This window comes from Pseudomonas sp. B21-040, assembly GCF_024748695.1.
Taxonomy (GTDB): Bacteria; Pseudomonadota; Gammaproteobacteria; order Pseudomonadales; family Pseudomonadaceae; genus Aquipseudomonas.
This window is the reverse complement of record NZ_CP087176.1, coordinates 6,174,602-6,194,494: the sequence shown is the minus strand read 5'-3', so window position 1 is coordinate 6,194,494 and position 19,893 is coordinate 6,174,602. Positions and strand designations below refer to the sequence as shown.

The 19,893-nt window shown below is 60.5% G+C and carries 14 protein-coding genes; 3 read left to right on the top strand and 11 right to left on the bottom strand.

Annotated elements, in window-relative coordinates:
* Window positions 1–22: 22 nt before the first annotated feature.
* The 7 genes from dbpA to betI form a co-directional block, all read right to left on the bottom strand.
* The gene (dbpA, locus tag LOY55_RS28390) at window positions 23–1,360 is read right to left on the bottom strand and encodes an ATP-dependent RNA helicase DbpA (RefSeq protein WP_371916727.1); all 1,338 of its coding nucleotides are present in this window, start codon (window positions 1,358–1,360) and stop codon (window positions 23–25) included.
* A 232-nt stretch (window positions 1,361–1,592) separates the two neighbouring features.
* Window positions 1,593–3,020 (bottom strand): multidrug transporter subunit MdtD, encoded by a 1,428-nt coding sequence (mdtD, locus tag LOY55_RS28385; protein WP_223522902.1) that lies wholly within the window; start codon window positions 3,018–3,020, stop codon window positions 1,593–1,595.
* A 188-nt stretch (window positions 3,021–3,208) separates the two neighbouring features.
* Window positions 3,209–4,546, bottom strand: coding sequence for a TldD/PmbA family protein (locus LOY55_RS28380; protein ID WP_223522900.1), 1,338 nt, complete (start codon window positions 4,544–4,546; stop codon window positions 3,209–3,211).
* Window positions 4,546–5,988: a TldD/PmbA family protein gene (locus LOY55_RS28375; protein WP_223522899.1), complete on the bottom strand. Its 1,443-nt coding sequence runs from the start codon at window positions 5,986–5,988 to the stop codon at window positions 4,546–4,548. Before LOY55_RS28375 ends, LOY55_RS28380 begins: the two co-directional genes overlap by 1 nt.
* Before the next feature lie 265 nt (window positions 5,989–6,253).
* Window positions 6,254–7,957 (bottom strand): choline dehydrogenase, encoded by a 1,704-nt coding sequence (gene betA, locus LOY55_RS28370; protein ID WP_223522897.1) that lies wholly within the window; start codon window positions 7,955–7,957, stop codon window positions 6,254–6,256.
* Between the two features lie 156 nt (window positions 7,958–8,113).
* Complete coding sequence (gene betB / locus LOY55_RS28365) at window positions 8,114–9,586, bottom strand: betaine-aldehyde dehydrogenase (RefSeq protein WP_223522895.1); 1,473 nt, start codon at window positions 9,584–9,586, stop codon at window positions 8,114–8,116.
* Window positions 9,587–9,694: 108 nt separating this feature from the next.
* Complete coding sequence (betI, locus tag LOY55_RS28360) at window positions 9,695–10,288, bottom strand: transcriptional regulator BetI (protein WP_046029836.1); 594 nt, start codon at window positions 10,286–10,288, stop codon at window positions 9,695–9,697.
* Between the two features lie 379 nt (window positions 10,289–10,667).
* On the opposite strand from betI, the gene LOY55_RS28355 reads away from it, so the two are divergent.
* Window positions 10,668–12,608 (top strand): BCCT family transporter, encoded by a 1,941-nt coding sequence (locus LOY55_RS28355; RefSeq protein WP_223523092.1) that lies wholly within the window; start codon window positions 10,668–10,670, stop codon window positions 12,606–12,608.
* A 221-nt stretch (window positions 12,609–12,829) separates the two neighbouring features.
* Here the strand turns inward: LOY55_RS28355 and choV are convergent, their stop codons facing one another.
* The 3 genes from choV to LOY55_RS28340 form a co-directional block, all read right to left on the bottom strand.
* The gene (choV, locus tag LOY55_RS28350; RefSeq protein WP_223522893.1) at window positions 12,830–14,008 is read right to left on the bottom strand and encodes a choline ABC transporter ATP-binding protein; all 1,179 of its coding nucleotides are present in this window, start codon (window positions 14,006–14,008) and stop codon (window positions 12,830–12,832) included.
* The gene (gene choW, locus LOY55_RS28345; RefSeq protein WP_046030058.1) at window positions 14,005–14,850 is read right to left on the bottom strand and encodes a choline ABC transporter permease subunit; all 846 of its coding nucleotides are present in this window, start codon (window positions 14,848–14,850) and stop codon (window positions 14,005–14,007) included. Before choW ends, choV begins: the two co-directional genes overlap by 4 nt.
* Window positions 14,851–14,927: 77 nt before the next feature.
* Window positions 14,928–15,875: a choline ABC transporter substrate-binding protein gene (locus tag LOY55_RS28340; protein ID WP_223522891.1), complete on the bottom strand. Its 948-nt coding sequence runs from the start codon at window positions 15,873–15,875 to the stop codon at window positions 14,928–14,930.
* 435 nt (window positions 15,876–16,310) lie between these two features.
* On the opposite strand from LOY55_RS28340, the gene LOY55_RS28335 reads away from it, so the two are divergent.
* Both LOY55_RS28335 and LOY55_RS28330 read left to right on the top strand, forming a co-directional pair.
* Window positions 16,311–17,687, top strand: a complete 1,377-nt coding sequence (locus LOY55_RS28335) for an L-serine ammonia-lyase (RefSeq protein ID WP_046029843.1) — start codon at window positions 16,311–16,313, stop codon at window positions 17,685–17,687.
* Window positions 17,688–18,226: 539 nt separating this feature from the next.
* Complete coding sequence (locus tag LOY55_RS28330; protein WP_046029844.1) at window positions 18,227–19,330, top strand: GlxA family transcriptional regulator; 1,104 nt, start codon at window positions 18,227–18,229, stop codon at window positions 19,328–19,330.
* A 129-nt stretch (window positions 19,331–19,459) separates the two neighbouring features.
* Here the strand turns inward: LOY55_RS28330 and LOY55_RS28325 are convergent, their stop codons facing one another.
* Complete coding sequence (locus tag LOY55_RS28325) at window positions 19,460–19,723, bottom strand: hypothetical protein (protein ID WP_046029845.1); 264 nt, start codon at window positions 19,721–19,723, stop codon at window positions 19,460–19,462.
* Window positions 19,724–19,893 lie beyond the last annotated feature (170 nt).

Below are 19,893 nucleotides of genomic sequence, written 5' to 3'. Positions count from 1 at the left end.
CCACAGGGGTTATTCGTTGTTCTTACAAAATCCGTACGCGCAGCGAGCGGCCCTTGATCTTGCCGTCGTTCAGGCGCTGCAAGGCTTGCTTGGCGATTCCGCGTTCAACGGCCACAAAAGCCTGGAAGTCGAAAATCGCGATCTTGCCCACCTGGGCGCCCGGAATGCCGGCATCACCGGTCAGTGCGCCGAGAATGTCACCCGGACGAACCTTGTCTTTACGGCCGGCACCGATGCACAGGGTGCTCATCTGCGGCAGCAACGGACCGCCGCCCTGGCTGGTGAGGTTGTCCACCAGGTCCCAGGTCAATGGCGTCTGCTGCAAATGTTCGATGGCTTGGGCGCGCTGCGCTTCGGGCGGTGCGACCAGGCTGATCGCGAGGCCTTTCTCACCGGCGCGACCGGTACGGCCGACGCGGTGGATGTGGATTTCCGAATCGCGGGCCAGTTCGACGTTGATCACCATGTCCAGCGAGTCGATGTCCAGGCCGCGAGCGGCGACGTCGGTGGCTACCAGTACCGAAGTACTGCGGTTGGCGAACATCGCCAGCACCTGGTCGCGGTCACGTTGTTCCAGATCGCCGTGCAGGCCGACGGCGGAGATGCCTTTGGCGGTCAGGTGATCGACGGTTTCCTGAACTTGTTGCTTGGTGTAGCAGAAGGCTACGCAGGACGCCGGGCGGAAGTGGCCGAGGACCTTGGTCACGACGCTCATGCGCTCTTCCGGGGAGATCTCGTAGAAACGCTGCTCGATCTGGGAGTCGTCGTGGAACGCCTCGGCCTTCACTTGCTGCGGGTTGCGCATGAACTTCGAGGCCAACTGTTTGATGCCCACCGGGTAGGTGGCGGAAAACAGCAGGGTCTGGCGACGCTCCGGAGCCTGCATGATGATCTCTTCGATGGAGTCGTAGAAACCCATGTCGAGCATGCGGTCAGCTTCGTCGAGAATCAGCGTGTTGAGGCCGTGCAGTACCAGCGAACCTTTGCGCAGGTGCTGCTGAATGCGCCCCGGCGTGCCGACGATGATGTGCGCGCCATGTTCCAGCGAAGCGATCTGCGGGCCGAGGGACACGCCGCCGCACAGGGTCAGGACCTTGATGTTGTCTTCGGCACGGGCCAGGCGACGGATTTCCTTGGCGACCTGGTCAGCCAGCTCGCGGGTCGGGCACAGGATCAGCGCCTGGCAACCGAAGTAGCGCGGATTGATCGGGTTCAGCAGGCCGATACCGAAGGCGGCGGTCTTGCCGCTGCCGGTCTTGGCCTGGGCGATCAGGTCCATCCCCTTGAGGATCACCGGCAAGCTTTGCGCCTGGATCGGCGTCATCTGGGCATAACCGAGGGAGTCGAGGTTAGCCAGCATGGCGGCGGACAGCGGCAAAGTATTAAAAGCGGTGGCGATGGTGGTCACGGGACTGGCCTGCAAAACAAAATGTCGCGCAGTGTACCAGTCCGGCTGCCTCAACCTGCAAATTCTGGACGAATAGCCTGTAGCAGCTGCCGAGGCACGAGGCTGCGTCGGGCTGCGAAGCGGCCCCCCGAGGGCGGTCCTGCGGACGCGCAACGCAGCCTCGTGCCTCGGCAGCTGCTACAAGTCAGTGCTCTATATCGTGCTCGCGGCTGACCATCCGTCGTCCGTCTGTTGGTGACAGCTGCGAGAAGATGGTGGCGGCGAGCATTGCCATGATGCCGACGGTCACAAACGTCAGTTGGAACGCGCCCAGAATCGTCTCCACGCCATCGTTGCCGATCTCTGCGGTAAAGCCGCCGAGCAATGCACCGGCGCACGCAACCCCCAGGCTCAGGGACAATTGCGCCACCACAGACAGCAGGCTGTTGCCGCTGCTGGCGCTGGCGTCGTCGAGGTCGATCAGGGTCACGGTGTTCATCGCGGTAAATTGCAGCGAGTTGATCGCCCCGAGAATCGCCAGCAGACACAGCAGCAGCCAGTACGGCGTCTGTTCGCTGACCAGGCCCATGCTCGCCAACATGATCCCCAGCGCCAGGGTGTTGCCGGTGAGCACGATGCGATAGCCCAAGCGCTCGATCAGCGGTCGCGCCACCCACTTGGCGATCATCGCTGCAGCAGCCAGCGGCAGCATGCTCATCCCGGCCTGAGACGGCGAGTAACCCAGCGCCACTTGCAGCAGCAACGGCACGAGGAAGGGCAGGGCGCCGCTGCCGAGCCGGGCGAACAGATTGCCGAGAATGCCGACGGCGAAGGTCCGGGTCTTGAACAGCGACGGCGCGAACAGCGGATTGTCGATATGCCCGGCCCGCAACCAGTACGCCGCCAGGCAGGCCATGCCGCCGAACAACAGCAGCATCACCCGCAAGTGAGGCAGGTGCAGTTCGCCCAGGCCTTCCATGGCGATGGTGATCAAAATCATCGCCGCGCCAAACAGCACAAAGCCCAGACTGTCGAAACGGGTGCGCTCGGAGCCACGCAGGTCCGGGATGAATTTCCACACGGCGTAGCAACCGACCAGCCCGACCGGCAGGTTGATCAGAAAGATCCAGTGCCATGTCAGGTATTGCACCATCCAGCCGCCCATGGTCGGGCCGATCAACGGGCCGAGCAGGCCGGGAATGGTGATGAACCCCATGATCCGCACCAGTTCCGAACGCGGGTAGGCGCGCAGTACCACCAGTCGCCCGACCGGCAGCATCAGCGCCCCGCCCAGCCCTTGGATCACTCGAGCGCCGTTCAGCATGGTCAGGCTGCTCGACAGCGCGCAGAGCAATGAGCCGAGACTGAACAACAGGATCGCGCTGAAGAAGATCTTCTTGGTGCCGAAGCGGTCAGCGATCCAGCCAGAGGCGGGGATCAGCAAGGCGACGGTAAGCATGTAGGCGATGATCACGCCCTGCATGCGCAACGGGTCTTCCGCCAGGTCCCGAGCCATGGCCGGCAGGGCGGTGTTGAGGATGGTCCCGTCGAGGGACTGCATGAAAAAAGCAATGGCGACGACCCACGGGATCCAGCGGGCGGTGACAGCGTCGAGAGGTGGGCGGTTGGGCATGGGACCTCTTGCGGGTTTTAGGTGAAACAATCTGCAGAACGATGAAGTCCCGTAGCAGCTGGCGAAGCCTGCGTTCGAGGACGAAGTCCTCGCAAATCGGCCACGGTGTTCCGTCTGTATTACCGTGATTGCTGAACCGGCGAGGACTGCGTCCTCGATCGCAGGCTTCGCCAGCTGCTACAGGGTATTTACAGGGTCAGCGTGAGCTTTTTGACCAGTGCCCCCGGCAGCAACGCCGACGCCGTGGCCCGCTGGCTGTAGGTACTCGCCGACAGCAACAACTCGCGTTCCTCGGTCAATGCTTCCAGCTGCGAACCGAGCAAACTGTAGGCGCTGTCATCAAAACGCATGGTGCTCACCGGTGCCTGAATCTCGCCGTTCTCGACCCAGAACGTCGCAAACCGCGTCATGCCGGTCATGCGTGCCCCCGGTTGATCGGAGTAATTCAAGTACCAGAGATTGCTGATGTACAACCCCGTGCCCAGTTGCTTGAGGATCTCGGCTTCAGGCAACGTCCCGGCCGCCATGTTCAATGCGCTCGGCATCTCACCGCCGCCGGCCCCGTTGGCGGTCAAGCCGTACTCGGCTGCGCTGCGGGAACTGACCATTTGCGCGCCGGCCTTGCCTTCGACGATCAACCCCAGATCACTGCGTGGGTAACCTTCGCCGGAGAACGCCGGGCTCAACGAACCACTGACTTTTTCATCAATGGACACCTGCGGGCTGAATGCACTGTCCCCCGCATAAAGCTTTTGCAGCGGGCTGGTTTTGCTGGCAATCGACTGCGCCGAAAACCCGCCCCAGCAGAGCATGCCCATTATTTCTTCAAGCGCCGCCGGGGCGAGGTAGGCGCGGTACTGCCCCGGTGCCAACGTACGCAACGGTCGACCGAGAAACGCCAGCTGCTCACGTGCCTGCTGGAAGCGCTTGGCGAACCCTTCACTGTTCCAGTCGTGCCCGGCGTAACTGGCTTTCACCGCCTGGCCATTGTCGTGGAACAGGCTGAAATCGAAGTTGAAACTGTTGGCTTGATGCCAGCCAAACGCGCCCGACGAACTGGCGAAGCCACGGCTGATCGGGCCTGCCGCGTAGAAACCCACCAGGTCCAGCCCTTCGGCGGCCTGAGTGATTTCGGCAACTACCTGCTCGGTATCCGGCAGCGGATGATCCTGCACATTCTTGCTCTGCCAGCCGTTGTGGTTGAGCAGCAGGTACGGATCCTGCGGCAACAATGGCAAGGTTTCGCGCAGCTGTTGCAGGCCTTCGGCCAGACGCTGCACGTCAACGTCCGGGTCGCCGGCCAGCGTGATTTCAAGGTCGGCGTGGCGGCCATCGTTGATCAGTTTGAAACCGATGCTCGCCTGCTGCACTTGCCCGGCCTGGCGCACCTTGGCGTGGTTGAAACGCACGAAGGCCGAGGATTCGGCGGCGTAGCTGAGGGTGAACTGTTCCGGCTCGCGAATCGCCTCGCGCAGCCACTTGACCAATGCCTTGAACGACTCGGCCTGATTGTTTGACGTACTCATCAGGCGTCTCCTCCAAACACATCTACGTTGCTGAACACACAAGCCGGCGAGGCGTGGCCGACGCGGATCACCTGATTCGGTTCACCTTTGCCGCAGTTGGGTGTGCCCAGGACCTTGAAGGTGCTGGCGTCACCGACGGCGCTGAGGCTTTTCCAGAAGTGCGCGGAAATCGCCCGGTAGTTCGGGTTTTTCACCACGCCTTTGAGCTCACCGTTTTCAATCAACTGTGCCCATTCGCAACCGAACTGGAACTTGTTGCGCGCATCGTCGATGGACCACGATCGATTGGTCGACATCATGATGCCGTGTTCGATATTGCCGATCAGTTGCGCCAGCGGTTGATCGCCGGGCTCGATATTGAGGTTGGCCATGCGGTCGATCGGCGGGCGGTTCCAGCCGCAGGCGCGGCTGTTGGCGACGCCGTCCATGCCCGCGCGGAACTGCGACAGCGCACCGCCCAATGGACGTAGCAGCAAACCTTCCTTGATCAGGAACTGCTTGCTCGCGGCGGTGCCGTCGTCGTCATGGCCGTAGCTGGCGAGCTGCTCGGGGATGTCCGGGTCGAAGGTCACGTTGAGTAGCTTTGAGCCGTATTGCAGATGGCCGAAATCCTCTGTCTTGACGAAGCTGGTGCCGGCGTAATTACGCTCGTCACCGAGGATGCGGTCCAGCTCCAGCGGGTGGCCGATGGATTCGTGGATCTGCAACATCATCTGGTCGGGCATCAGCAACAGATCACGCGGACCTTGCGGAGTGTTCGGCGCCAGCAGCAATTGCAGTGCCTGATCGGCGACGGTCGGGCCGGCGCCGATCAGGCCGCAACGGCTGATGACATCGGCGCCGCCCTGCTGGCCAAAATTCTCGCGGCCCAGGCTGCGGGTCTGGCTGTCGCTGCCGTCATAGGCGGTGACGTCCAGGCCAGGGTAGACAAAACGCTGGGCCTGACGCAGTTCGGCGCCGGCGCTGTTGAGGTAAATCTGTTCGACGTGGGTGATGCCAATGCTCACCTGCCAGTTCACCAATCGCTCGTCCTTGGGCACGGACGCGGATTCGGCACCGAGCAATTGGTAGCAGTCGCTCAGGGACGGGAAGGGCTGGTCGAGGTTGGGCGAAAAGTAGTCGGCGCGATCACTGGAGACGGGTTGGTCACGCAGGTCGAGCAACGCGTGGGGCTTGAGCCGGCGGGCTTGTTGTTCGGCTCGGTCCAGGGCTGATTGCAGGCCTTGTTGCGACAGGTCGTTGGTGGCGGCGTAGGCTTCGACGCCGTTGACCCGCGCGGTCAACATTGCCCCTTCGTCACGGCTCAGGCTTGGAGGTTCGGCGACGTTCTTGCGCACCGACAGGTATTGGCCGGACTCGCGCACATAACGCAGCGAAAAAAATTCAGCGCCCGTGCGCAAGGCAGCAAAGCGCTGCTTGAGCTGGGGGTGGAAATCGAACATTCAGGGACCTCCTTGGTATGGAGTGGCGGTGCTGCGGTCGTGCGAGGGGGAGGTGAAACGTTTGCGTGGCGCTAGATTAGGCCTGCGCGGGGGGTAGGATCAAGCTTGGATCGGTGTAGGAAAATATTACCGGGAGAGGTGTGGTGTTATGGCGGCCCCCTTCGCGAGCAAGCCCGCTCCCACATTTGACCGCGTCGTTATCTGGCGACTCGGTCAAATGTGGGAGCGGGCTTGCTCGCGAAGGCAGCGCCTCGGTGTAACGGTCTTACTGAGCAGTAGCGCTCACATCACGCAAAGGCTTGCCCTTCACCGGCGCTTCGCCCGCCACATAGTAGTTGGCGGTACTGCGCGGCAACGGCTTGCGGCCACGGATCTTGTCGGCGATTTTCTCGGCGATCATGATCGTCGGCGCGTTCAGGTTGCCGGTGGTGATGATCGGCATGATCGAGGCATCGACCACACGCAGACCTTGCATGCCATGCACACGGCCTTCGCCATCAACCACGGCCATTTCGTCGGTGCCCATCTTGCACGAGCAGGACGGGTGGAACGCGGTTTCGGCGTGCTCGCGGATGAACGTGTCCAGTTGCTCGTCGGATTGCACGTCGATGCCCGGGCTGATTTCGCGGCCACGGAAAGCGTCGAGAGCCGGCTGTTGCATGATTTCACGGGTCAGGCGGATGCCGTCGCGGAATTCTTGCCAGTCCTGCTCGGTGGCCATGTAGTTGAACAGGATGCTCGGGTACTCGCGCGGATCCTTGGACTTGGCCTGGATGCGGCCACGACTCGGCGAACGCATGGAACCCATGTGCGCCTGGAAACCGTGCTCTTGCACACCGTTGCTGCCGTTGTAGTTAATCGCGACCGGCAGGAAGTGGTACTGGATGTTCGGCCATTCGAATTCCGGACGGGTGCGGATGAAACCACCGGCTTCGAACTGGTTGCTGGCGCCGATGCCGGTGCCGTTGAACAGCCATTCGGCACCGATGGCTGGCTGGTTGTACCAGAGCAGCGACGGGTACAGCGAAACCGGTTGGGTGCAGGCGTATTGCAGGTACAGCTCAAGGTGATCCTGCAGGTTTTCGCCGACGCCTGGCAGGTCGTGGACCACCGGGATGTCGAGCTTGTTGAGCAGTTCGGCCGGGCCGACGCCGGAGCGTTGCAGAATCTGCGGCGAAGCGATGGCGCCGGAGCACAGCAGCACTTCTTTGCGGGCACGGACTTCAACGCGCTCTTCGGCGGCACCGATCAGGTAACGCACGCCAACGGCACGCTTGCCTTCGAACAGGATCTTGTCAGTCAGAGCGTGGGTGACGATGGACAGGGTCGAACGCTTCTTGGCGACGTCCAGGTAACCGCGAGCGGTGGAGGCACGACGACCTTTCGGCGTCACGGTACGATCCATCGGGCCGAAGCCTTCTTGCTGGTAACCGTTCAAGTCTTCAGTGCGCGGGTAACCGGCTTGCACGCCCGCTTCAACCATGGCGTGGAACAGCGGGTTGTTGCCGGCTTTCGGCGTGGTCACGCTGACCGGACCTTCGCCGCCGTGGTAATCGTTCGGGCCGATGTCGCGGGTTTCGGCTTTGCGGAAATACGGCAGGCAGTTCAGGTAATCCCAGTCTTCCAGGCCTGGCAGCTTGGCCCAGTTGTCGTAGTCCATCGCGTTGCCGCGGATGTAGCACATGCCGTTGATCAGCGAGGAACCACCGAGGCCCTTGCCGCGACCGCATTCCATCCGGCGACCGTCCATGTAGGGTTCTGGATCGGTTTCGTAGGCCCAGTTGTAGCGACGACCTTGCAGCGGGAACGCCAGGGCGGCCGGCATCTGTGTGCGGAAGTCGAAACGGTAGTCCGGGCCGCCCGCTTCGAGCAGCAGGACGGTGACGCCTTCGTCTTCAGTCAGACGGGTCGCCAGGGTGTTACCGGCCGAGCCGGCACCGATGATGATGTAATCGAATTCTTGGGACATTGAATGCACCCTCTTTGAAGTTGGTCAGGTCACCTGTAGCAGCTGCCGAGGAACGAGGCTGCGTTGGGTTGCGCAGCGACCCCTTTGAGGGCGGTCCTGCGGACGCGCAACGCAGCCTCGTACCTCGGCAGCTGCTACAGGGTTTTCGGGTGCGCCTTAGAACACCGAGGCGTAATCGCCCAGTTCGACCTGTACCGATTTGATGCGGGTGAAGTTGTTCAGCGAGCTGATGCCGTTCTCACGGCCAACGCCCGACTGCTTGTAACCGCCGACCGGCATCTTGGCGTCGGATTCGCCCCAGGCGTTGATCCAGCAGATACCGGCTTCCAGTTGATGAATCACGCGGTGAGCGCGGTTCAGGTCCTTGGTGACAACGCCAGCGGCCAGGCCGAAGTCGGTGTCGTTGGCGCGACGGATCACTTCTTCTTCGGTTTCGTAAGTCAGGATCGCCATCACCGGGCCGAAGATTTCTTCGCGCACGATGGTCATGTCGTCGGTGCAGTCGGTGAACACGGTCGGGGCCACGAATGCGCCTTTGGCGAATTCGCCTTCGGTCAGACGGCGGCCGCCGCACAGAACGCGAGCGCCTTCTTCTTTACCCTTGGCGATGTAACCCAGCACGCTCTCCATGTGAGCGAAGCTGACCAGCGGGCCGAAGTTGGTGTTTTCGTCTTCCGGGTTGCCAACGCGGATGCGCGCAACGCGTTCAGCGATCTTGGCTTCGAAAGCGGCTTTCAAGTGGCTCGGTACGAACACTCGAGTTCCGTTGGTGCAGACCTGACCGGAGCTGTAGAAGTTGGCCATCATCGCGGTGTCGGCGGCGCGATCGAGGTCGGCGTCATCGAAAATGATCAGCGGGGATTTGCCGCCCAGTTCCATGGTCACGTCTTTCAGCGACGATGCAGAAGCGCTGGCCATGACCTTCTTGCCGGTGTCGGTGCCGCCGGTGAAGGAGATTTTTTCGATACGTGGGTGTTCGGTCAACCAGGTGCCGACTTCACGGCCGCTACCAGTCAGTACGTTGAACACACCGGCTGGCAAGCCTGCTTCGGTGTAGATCTCGGCCAGTTTCAGCGTGGTCAGGGACGTGACTTCGCTAGGCTTGAAGATCATCGCGTTACCGGCCGCCAGGGCCGGTGCGGATTTCCACAGGGCGATCTGGATCGGGTAGTTCCACGCGCCGATCCCGGCCACGACGCCCAGCGGCTCGCGACGGGTGTAGACGAACGAAGTGGTGCGCAGCGGGATCTGCTCGCCTTCGATGGCTGGCACCAGGCCTGCGTAGTATTCCAGCACGTCAGCGCCGGTGACGATGTCGACGTAGCGGGTTTCGGAGTACGACTTGCCGGTGTCCAGGGTTTCCAGGGCGGCCAGCTCATCGTTGCGCTCGCGCAGGATGTCGACGGCACGACGCAGGATGCGCGAACGCTCCATGGCGGTCATTGCAGCCCAGATTTTCTGGCCCTTTTCGGCGCTGACCACAGCGCGCTCGACGTCTGACTGGGTCGCGCGTTGTACTTTTGCGAGGACTTCACCGTTAGCCGGGTTGATGGCTTCGAAAGTGGCGTCGCTGCTGGCGTCACTGTAGCCGCCATCGATGTAGAGTTTTTGCAGTTCGAAACGGGCCATAAAGTCCTCGCAAGTGCATAAGTGGTTGGCGTTGACCACCGGGGCGTGCCGTGAAGCGTTGGCGGCGCTGGCCAGTGGCGGTTCGGGGGTTGAGCGTTTATGTGTGCTCTAACTCACCCGCTTGGCCAGTTGGGTATCCATGTATTCGTAAGCGATCTGAAGCGCCTGCCCGGTGTCGAAAGCGTCTCCCGACAACGCGCCGCGCAACCACAACCCGTCAATCAGGGCTGCGAGGCCACGGGCTGCAGTGCGCGCATCATCGAGCGGCAATACGCGGCGGAACTCGCAGCACAAGTTGGAATACAGACGGTGATCGTTGATCCGCTGCAACCTGTGCAAAGACGGCTGGTGCATGCTGGTAGCCCAGAAGGCCAACCAGGTTTTCATTGCCGGGCCATTGACCTGGCTGGCGTCGAAGTTGCCTTCGATGATCACCTGCAGATGCGCCCGTGGGCTGTCATCTGCCAGCGCCTGACGGCGCAAGGTGACGCTCTCGCTGAGGGCGGTCATCAGATACCGCATCGTGGCGGCAATCAGGCCATTCTTGTCCTGAAAATAGTGACTGATGATGCCATTCGAGACACCGGCCAAACGGGCGATCAGCGCAATGCTGGCGTCCCCCATGCCGACTTGATCGACGGCCTGCAACGTGGCTTCGATCAATTGCTGGCGGCGGATGGGTTGCATACCGACCTTGGGCATCTTGCACATCTCCTTAGGCCTTCCGGTGGACGTCAAACGGCTACCGGATTGAGGGCCAGTCTATTTTGTTTTGATTGAACGTTCAATCAACAAAGAATAAGATCTGCGACAAATCGTCGCTGCCTGCGTTTTTTCCTACGTGTAGCTGGCGAAAAAACGACATTCGAAAATGCTCGAAACCTACGCGCTCTGGCGCTCTTGGGGTTTCGGGCTTTTTTCGGGGTGTCTTTATATCACCCACTGGTCGGCTGCCAACTAACCGATTGGTCGGGTATCGCGTTGCCTTGTGTTCTTCTCTCGCACTTGCTGGAGCATCTGTGCCATGAGTTCTGCCTCTCTTATAAAGACCCCACCCGATAAGGTGACGGTCAACGGTTGGGTGTTCTACACCTCTACCGCGTTGATCCTGTTGTTGACCGCCATTCTGATCATCGCCCCGCAAGAGGCCGGCAGATTGCTCGGTATTGCTCAGGCCTGGTTGTCCCGCAGCTTCGGCTGGTACTACATGGTGGTGATCGCCGCTTACCTCGTGTTCGTGGTGGGCCTGGCGTTTTCGTCGTACGGCAAGCTCAAACTGGGCAGCAAGGACGACACCCCGGACTTCAGCTACGGTGCCTGGGCGGGGATGCTGTTCTCGTCGGGTATCGGCATCTCGCTGTTGTACTTCGGTGCGTCCGAGCCGCTGGACCACTACTTCAACCCGCCCGAAGGCGTGGCCGCCAGCAACATGGCCGCGCGTCAGGCTGTTCAACTGACGTTCCTGCACTGGGGCCTGCATGGCTGGGCGATCTACGCACTGGTCGGTCTGGCCGTTGCTTACTTTGCTTACCGTCACAACCAGCCGCTGGCGTTGCGTTCGGCGTTGTATCCGCTGGTGGGCGAGCGTTGGGTCAAAGGCGCGGCCGGTCATGCGGTGGACGGCTTTGGCATGTTCGTGACCCTGCTGGGGCTGGTGACGAACCTGGGGATTGGTTCGTTGCAAGTGTCGTCGGGCCTGGAAAACCTGTTCGGCATGGAGCACAGCAACACCAACCTGCTGATCGTGATCATCGTGATGAGCACTGTGGCGACCATCGCTGCCGTGTCGGGCGTGGAAAACGGCATCCGCCGTCTGTCTAACCTGAACATCGTGCTGTTCAGCGGCCTGCTGATTTTCGTGCTGCTGTTCGGCCCGACATTGCACCTGCTCAACGGTTTTGTGCAGAACGTCGGTGACTACCTGAACGGCGTAGTGCTGAAGACCTTCGACCTCTACGTGTACGAAGGCGACAGTGAAAAGTCCGACCGCTGGCTGGGTCTGTGGACCCTGTTCTACTGGGCGTGGTGGATTTCCTGGGCCCCATTCGTCGGCATGTTCATCGCACGTATTTCCCGTGGTCGCACCGTGCGCGAGCTGGTGGCCGGCGTACTGCTGATTCCACTGGGTTTCACTCTGGCATGGCTGTCGATCTTCGGTAACTCGGCCCTGGACCTGGTGATGAACCATGGGGCGGTGGAGCTCGGGAAGACGGCGCTCGAACAGCCGTCCATGGCGATCTACCAATTGCTTGAGCATTATCCGGCGTCGAAAGTGGTGATCGGCGTGTCGATCTTTGTCGGTTTCGTGCTGTTCCTGACCCCGGCGGATTCCGGCGCGGTGATGATGGCCAACCTTTCCTGCAAGGGCGGTAATGTCGACGAAGATGCGCCGCACTGGTTGCGAATCTTCTGGTCGGCGGTGATCACGCTGGTGACCATCGGCTTGCTGTTTGCCGGTAACTTCGAAGCCATGCAAACCATGGTGGTGCTGGCCGGTCTGCCATTCTCGGTGGTGCTGGTGTTCTTCATGTTCGGCTTGCACAAGGCCATGCGCCAGGACGTGCAGATCGAACAGGAGCAAGCGGAGCTGGCTGCACGCGGTCGTCGTGGTTTCACCGAGCGTTTGACTCAGTTGGACCTGCAACCTAGCCAGTCGATCGTTCAGCGCTTCATGGACAAGCACGTCAGCCCGGCATTGGAAGATGCGACGGCGCAACTGCGTACGCAAGGTCTGCAAGTGCAAACCATGCTCGGTAAATCCAAGCGTTGCATGGGCGTTCGGGTCGAGATGGAGGAGGGCAATCCGTTTGTCTACGAAGTCAGCCTGGATGGCTATCTGGCTACGCCAACCGAGTCGGCCCAGTCCGATGAGACACGCCAGCGCTACTACCGCGCCGAGGTGTACCTGCACAACGGCAGCCAGGACTATGACTTGATGGGTTTCACTCAGGATCAGATCACCCGCGACGTGCTCGATCAGTTTGAAAGCCATCGGCAACTCCTTGGCCGGGTTTATAGCTGAGTAGCAAGATGATCGTTCCTGCTCGCTGCGCAGGAACACAAAGGGGCTCATAGAGCCCCTTTTTTGTGTCTGATCGTTCCCACGCTCTGCGTGGGAATGCCACCTGTGACGCTCCGCGTCACGCCCGTAATGGAACGCGGAGCGTTCCGGGCTTCATTCCCACGCGGAGCGTGGGAATGATCACGCCGCGATCCTCTCGCGGCGTTTATGTGTCTGCTGACTTATCCCAGGTTCTTGCCGAGCAACGCGTGATACAGCTCGCTGTCACCCAGAATCCCGACCACTTTGTTGTTGTCATGCAGCACCAGCTTGTTGCCGGTCTGGTAGCGAATCTGCAGCGCATCGCGCATGCCGATGTTCGAGTCCACCAGCGTCGGCCGACGCTCCAAGCCTTCTACCGCTTGCCCTGGAATCCAGTTTTGCAGGTCAAGGTTCGCGCCGTTCTGGCGAGCGCCCTTGATGGTGTTGCCTTCAGCCAGGTCCAGCCACGAATCGCCACCCGGATCCAGGCACACCGAACCGTTGATGCGCTTGCAGTTGTCCAGCGTGCGCATCAGGCTGCGACCGCACAACACGTTGAGCGGATTGGTGTGGGCCACGAACGTGCGCACGTAATCGTCCGCCGGGTTCAACACGATCTCTTCGGGCTTGCTGTACTGGATGATCCGGCCGTCTTTCATGATTGCAATACGGCTGCCGAGCTTGAGCGCTTCATCGAGGTCGTGACTCACGAACACGATGGTCTTGTGCAACTTGCGTTGCAGTTCCAGCAGTTCGTCTTGCAGGCCCTGGCGGATAAGCGGGTCGAGTGCCGAGAACGGTTCGTCCATCAACAGAATGTCAGCGTCCATCGCCAAGGCGCGGGCCAGGCCGACACGTTGCTGCATACCGCCGGAGAGCTCGTCGGGTTTCTTGTTGCGCCATTGGGTCAGGCCCACCAGCTCCAGCTTGTCGTCTACCAGTTTGCGGCGTTCTTTCTCCGGGCGACCCTGCATTTCCAGACCGAAACTGATGTTCTCGCGCACTGTCAGCCAAGGCATCAGGGCGAATTTCTGGAACACCATCGCAATGCGCTTGGTGCGCATCATTTTCAGTTCTGCCGGGGTGCAGGAAGCAATGTCGATCTGCTTGCCTTCGTGCTCGACGAACAACTTGCCACGGCTGACGGTGTTGAGGCCGTTGATGCAACGCAGCAGGCTGGATTTGCCGGACCCGGACAGGCCCATCAGCACGCAGATTTCGCCTTTCTCGATGTCCAGGCTGGCTTTTTCAACGCCGACGATCTGCCCGGTCTTTTTCAGGATCTGGTCGCGGGTCATGCCTTGGTCGAGAAGCTTGAGCGCCTCGCGCGGGTCTTTGGAGAAGATTACGTCGACGTCTTCAAAGCGAATAATGCTCATGCGTCACCCCCTACTTTAGCGTCGGGTTGTTTGCAGATACGGTCGAGCATGATCGCCAGCAATACGATCGCCAGGCCCGCTTCAAAGCCCAGGGCGATATCGGCAGTGTTCAGTGCGTTGACCACGGGTTTGCCCAGGCCATCGGCGCCCACCAGTGCCGCAATCACCACCATCGACAGCGACAGCATGATGCACTGGGTGATACCGGCCGCGATGCTTGGCATGGCGTGGGGCAGTTCGATCCGTGAGAGCAATTGACGGCGCGAGCAGCCGAAGGCTTTGCCGGCGTCCATCAGTTCTTGCGGGACATCGCGGATGCCCAGGTAGGTCAGGCGGATCGGCGCGGCAATCGCAAACACCACCGTGGAGATCAGGCCTGGCACCACACCCAGCCCGAAGAGGGTCAGGGTAGGAATGAGGTAAACGAAGGTCGGTACGGTCTGCATCAGATCGAGTACCGGACGCATTAAAGTGTAGAACATTGGTTTGTGCGCGGCGACGATGCCCAGCGGCACGCCGATGACCACGCAGACCAGGGTGGCAAACAACACCTGGGCGAGGGTTTCCATGGTTTCCTGCCAGTACCCCAGGTTGAGGATCAGCAGGAAGGAGGCGATGACGAAAACCGTCAGCCCCCACTTGCGTTGAATGAAGTGGGCCAGTAGCGCGATGAGGCCGATCAATGCCAGCGGGTTGAACCAGGTCAGCGCAAACGTCACGCCGTGGATCATTGTTTCCAGTGTCAGGGCGATTGCGTCGAAGGTGCTGGCGCCGTGTTGCGTCAACCATTCGACGAAGCCTGCGATGTACTGGCCTAAAGGTATTTTCTGATCAATCAGCATGGTAGTGAACGTCCGCATGCAAGGAAATAAACAGCCCGGACGGCGTACGCCGCCCGGCATAAACGGTGCTCCCTAATTCAAGGCGTCAGTTTGGCTTTCACGGCCTCCAGGCCAGGTTTACCGTCAATGGTGGTCACGCCAGCGAGCCAGGTATCGAGCACCTGTGGATTCTTTTTAAGCCAGGCCTTTGCGGCCGCGTCAGGCTTCATCTTGTCGTCCAGGATGTTGCCCATCAGTTCACTTTCCATGTCGACGGTGAACTCCAGGTTTTTCAACAGCGTCCCCACGTTGCCGCATTCCTGGGCATAGCCCTTGCGGGTGTTGGTTGCCACGGTGGCGGCACCGAAGTCCTGGCCGAAGTAGTCGTCACCACCGGTGAGGTACTGGATCTTGAAGCGCTTGTTCATCGGGTGCGGTGCCCAGCCGAGGAAGACCACGGCGGTGTCGCGTTTCTGTGCGCGGTCGACCTGGGACAGCATGCCGGCTTCGCTGGACTCGACGACTTTGAAGCCGGCGGTCTTGAGACCGAAGGCGTCCTTGTCGATCATGCTCTGGATCAGACGGTTACCGTCGTTGCCAGGCTCGATGCCGTAGATCTTGCCGTCGAGCTCTTTCTTGAATTTGGCGATGTCGGCGAAGTCATGCAGACCCTTGTCATACAGGGCTTGAGGTACGGCGAGGGTGTACTTGGCACCCTTGAGGTTGGTGCGCACAGTTTCCACGGTGCCGGCATCGCGGTAGGCCTTGATGTCGTTTTCCATGGTCGGCATCCAGTTACCGAGGAACACGTCCATGTTCTTGCCGTCGGCCAGGGACTTGTAGGTCACGGGCACGGAAATCATGGTGGTCTTGGTCTTGTAGCCGAGAGCGTTGAGCACGACGCTGGTGGTGGCGGTTGTCGCGGTAATGTCGGTCCAGCCGACATCGGAGAAGTTTACGGTGCTGCACTGAGCGGGTTCAGCAGCTTGAGCCAGTAACGGCAGACTCAGCATGGCGGCCAACAACAACGACGGGGAACCTTTCATGGATGGACTCCTTGGTGTTTTTTTTGGCAGTGTTCCGACTGGACCACCGCACTTATAGGTTGCGGTTGGATGGCGTTTTGGAGACAGCTCTACCCCGGCGCCTTGCAATCGAGTCGATACGATCATGTACCACTGAAAATCTGACGCCTACAGGGTGCGTCGTATCCAGTACAGGGATGGTCGCATCCAGTGTCGGTGACGTCGTTTACAGCTTTTTTCAGCCCTCTTTCCCCCTCTGATCCGCAAAAAAACGGCGAAAACGCGACGTAAAAGACACGCGGCGTTAGTGAGCATGAGTGCGTCGGTGTGAGACGTCGAACAACCTGGCAAAAGCTTGATGATGCGGCCATCTCGGCGGATTGCAGCTTGAGCGTAGCAGCTCCGCCACTGGGCGCTTTTGCGTCTGGAGTCGGCACATCCAGGAGTTCGGCAGTCATGGCTATCAGTGTTTTCGACCTGTTCAAAATCGGCATCGGCCCTTCCAGTTCGCACACCGTGGGGCCCATGCGGGCCGCCGCGCTGTTTGTTGAATCGCTGCGTGACAAGCATTTGCTGGAGCAAGTACGGCGTGTCGAAGTCCAGTTGTACGGTTCGCTGTCAGCTACCGGCATTGGTCACGGCAGCGACAACGCGGTGATCATGGGCCTGATGGGCGAGTGGCCGGACGCAATCGACCCGTCGCAAATCGGCATCCGTATCGAAACCCTGCGCGAAACCCACATGTTGCTACTCGATGGTCGCTTGTCGGTGCCCTTCATCTGGGCCCGGGACATGCGCCTGATCGACGAAAACCTGCCGTTCCACCCCAATGCCATGACCCTGATTGTCGAAGGCGATCACGGCGAGTTGCATCGCGACACCTACTATTCCGTCGGCGGTGGTTTTGTCGTGGATGAAGCCCAGGCATCCAGTGGCGTGGTCGATCTTGACCGCACCGTGTTGCCGTACGATTTCTCCAGCGCCGCCGAGCTGTTGGAACTGTGCAAAAAGCACGATCTGCGGGTGGCTGAACTGATGATGGCCAACGAGAAAGTGTGGCGCAGTGAAGAAGAAATTCGCGCCGGCCTGATGAAGCTGTGGCGCGCCATGCAAGATTGTGTCGACCAGGGCCTCAAGCACGAAGGCATCCTGCCTGGCGGCCTCAATGTGCGTCGTCGCGCTGCCAAGTTGCACCGCAGCTTGCAGGAGTTGGGTAAACCCAACGTGATCGGCTCGACCTTGAGCGCCATGGAGTGGGTCAACCTGTTCGCCCTGGCGGTCAACGAAGAAAACGCCGCCGGCGGCCGCATGGTCACGGCACCGACCAACGGTGCGGCGGGGATCATTCCGGCGGTATTGCATTACTTCATGAAATTCAGCGAGGCGGTGACCGACGCCAATGTCGTCGACTACTTCCTTGGTGCCGCAGCGGTCGGGATCTTGTGCAAAAAGAACGCTTCGATCTCCGGCGCCGAAGTCGGTTGCCAGGGCGAAGTCGGCTCGGCCTGCGCCATGGCGGCGGCCGGGTTGGCGGAGATTCTCGGCGCTACGCCGGAACAGCTGTGCAACGCTGCCGAGATCGGCCTGGAGCATAACCTCGGCCTGACCTGCGATCCGGTGGGCGGGTTGGTGCAAGTGCCGTGCATCGAGCGCAACGCGATTGCCGCGGTGAAAGCGATCAACGCGGCGCAGATGGCCCTGCGTGGTGATGGTCAGCACTTCATTTCGCTGGACCGGGTGATTCGCACCATGCGTGATACCGGCGCCGATATGCATGACAAATATAAAGAGACTTCGCGTGGTGGGTTGGCGGTGAGCGCGGTTGAGTGCTGAGACCGAGTAGACCCAATCGCGAGCAAGCTTCGCTCCTACAGGTTTGATGTCGATCGCGAGATATGGGCACGCCGAGCTTCTGTAGGAGCAAAGCTTGCTCGCGATAGCTGTAGACCAGTCAAAACTGCGCGCTAAATGAACACCTGCACCCAAACACGCCACGTTTTGGAGCGTCGCTTATAGATAAGCGGCGTTGCCAAACCCAGGGATCCAAACCGGCCCTGACCGCCCGTCACCCGTGCTTGCGGTGACACTCTCTCGCAGCACATCGCAGCCCTGTTCCCACAAGTGCTACCGATTTGCTCACGCCCAACAGGGCCGAGCGTTTGCCGTCGATAATGGCACTTGTATCCGCCCTTCGCTGCGCAGCTTATATAGACATGCCGCGACGTCGTTTTCAGGAGTTATTGAACGCACATTCAAAAATAGGCATGGCAATTGCTCTGTCATTACAAAGCCCGTCTCCCACGCGAGAACGATGGCAATAAAAAGAGCCTCCGCCTGAGGCCATCACCCGCTTTGTGTGAGGAGATACCGCGATGACGACGTTCAACTCCGGGGCCCAACCCCAGAACCGTGCGCCTCAATCCATCGGCTTTTTGCTGCTGGACAATTTCACGCTGATTTCTCTGGCCTCTGCCGTAGAACCCCTGCGCATGGCCAACCAATTGTCCGGTCGCGAGCTGTATCGCTGGACCACAATCACCGTCGACGGCGGCCAGGTCTGGGCCAGTGACGGCTTGCAGATCACCCCCGACTGCTCCATGCACAAAGCGCCCGCCCTGGACACCATCATCGTTTGCGGCGGTATCGGTATCCAACGCACTGTCACCCGAGAGCACGTGTCATGGCTGCAAAGCCAGGCGCGTCAGTCGCGTCGTCTTGGCGCCGTCTGCACCGGCAGTTGGGCCCTGGCGTGCGCCGGCCTGCTGGACGGTTTTGATTGCAGCGTGCACTGGGAATGCCTGGCTTCGATGCAGGAAGCGTTCCCGCGTGTGGCCATGAGCACGCGCCTGTTCACCCTGGACCGTAACCGTTTCACCAGCTCCGGCGGCACCGCGCCACTGGACATGATGCTGCACCTGATCAGCCGCGATCACGGGCGTGAACTGTCCGCCGCGATCTCGGAAATGTTTGTCTATGAACGCATCCGCAACGAGCAGGATCACCAGCGCGTGCCGCTCAAGCACATGCTCGGGACCAACCAGCCGAAGTTGCAGGAAATCGTTGCACTGATGGAAGCCAACCTCGAAGAGCCGATCGACCTCGACGAACTGGCGGTGTATGTCGCCGTTTCGCGTCGTCAGCTGGAGCGGTTGTTCCAGAAATACCTGCACTGCTCTCCATCGCGCTACTACCTGAAGCTGCGCCTGATCCGTGCCCGGCAGTTGCTCAAGCAAACGCCGATGTCGATCATCGAAGTGGCGTCGGTGTGTGGCTTTGTTTCCACGCCGCACTTCTCCAAGTGCTACCGCGAATACTTCGGCATTCCACCACGTGACGAGCGCGTCGGTTCCAACACCACGCAACAGGTGGCGATGATGCCGCTGCCGCAAGCTCTGGTGTTGTCGCCGTTGTCCGGCCCGTTGTCGGCGCTGAGTCAGGCGCGTAACGAGTCGACGTTTGCCAGTGTGAGGCTCTAAACCGAGGCGCCTTCATCGCGGGCAAGTCGAATCGTCGCACCGCCGGCTCCCACAGGTCATGTGTTGGATCGCCATTTCGCGAACGACACAAACTTTGTGGGAGCTGGGCTTGCCCGCGATGGCGTCCTGTCAGGTTCGATGGTTCTGCTGATACTCCGCCAAGGCTGGCAGCAGTTGCTTGTCGATCGCCTGGCGCACGGCCGGCAGGATGGTCGCGCTGCTGGTGTACATCTGCTTGACCATGGTGCGTAGCGTATTCGCCCGCTCATTGTTCAAACCTCGTACCGCACACTCGCAAGCCTGTTCGGCTGTAGAGCCGCTCGGGACTTGAAAACCCAATGACTTCAGCTGGCCCAACAGATCTTCCTGGTCAATCAAATCGGCGTGCATCATGACGCAATCCTTCTTCAGGGAACGGTGTCTTGGCTCGATTCTCGTAGGGGGATGAAGTGGCGGCAAGGGCGATTTGTCGCAATGGCCGCAATACCTATGAACAGGTCGTTTTCGGCTAACTTGCCCGACTCGGGAGTGGGCACACTGGACCCAGCTCGCTTCACGAAGGT

What these genes read in the sequence shown, in the direction of transcription:
- dbpA (WP_371916727.1), bottom strand. Translation starts at nt 1,360, where the DNA reads ATGCTGGCTAACCTCGACTCCCTCGGTTATGCCCAGATGACGCCGATC.
- mdtD (WP_223522902.1), bottom strand. Translation starts at nt 3,020, where the DNA reads ATGCCCAACCGCCCACCTCTCGACGCTGTCACCGCCCGCTGGATCCCG.
- LOY55_RS28380 (WP_223522900.1), bottom strand. Translation starts at nt 4,546, where the DNA reads ATGAGTACGTCAAACAATCAGGCCGAGTCGTTCAAGGCATTGGTCAAG.
- LOY55_RS28375 (WP_223522899.1), bottom strand. Translation starts at nt 5,988, where the DNA reads ATGTTCGATTTCCACCCCCAGCTCAAGCAGCGCTTTGCTGCCTTGCGC.
- betA (WP_223522897.1), bottom strand. Translation starts at nt 7,957, where the DNA reads ATGTCCCAAGAATTCGATTACATCATCATCGGTGCCGGCTCGGCCGGT.
- betB (WP_223522895.1), bottom strand. Translation starts at nt 9,586, where the DNA reads ATGGCCCGTTTCGAACTGCAAAAACTCTACATCGATGGCGGCTACAGT.
- betI (WP_046029836.1), bottom strand. Translation starts at nt 10,288, where the DNA reads ATGCCCAAGGTCGGTATGCAACCCATCCGCCGCCAGCAATTGATCGAA.
- choV (WP_223522893.1), bottom strand. Translation starts at nt 14,008, where the DNA reads ATGAGCATTATTCGCTTTGAAGACGTCGACGTAATCTTCTCCAAAGAC.
- choW (WP_046030058.1), bottom strand. Translation starts at nt 14,850, where the DNA reads ATGCTGATTGATCAGAAAATACCTTTAGGCCAGTACATCGCAGGCTTC.
- LOY55_RS28340 (WP_223522891.1), bottom strand. Translation starts at nt 15,875, where the DNA reads ATGAAAGGTTCCCCGTCGTTGTTGTTGGCCGCCATGCTGAGTCTGCCG.
- LOY55_RS28335 (WP_046029843.1), top strand. Translation starts at nt 16,311, where the DNA reads ATGGCTATCAGTGTTTTCGACCTGTTCAAAATCGGCATCGGCCCTTCC.
- LOY55_RS28330 (WP_046029844.1), top strand. Translation starts at nt 18,227, where the DNA reads ATGACGACGTTCAACTCCGGGGCCCAACCCCAGAACCGTGCGCCTCAA.
- LOY55_RS28325 (WP_046029845.1), bottom strand. Translation starts at nt 19,723, where the DNA reads ATGATGCACGCCGATTTGATTGACCAGGAAGATCTGTTGGGCCAGCTG.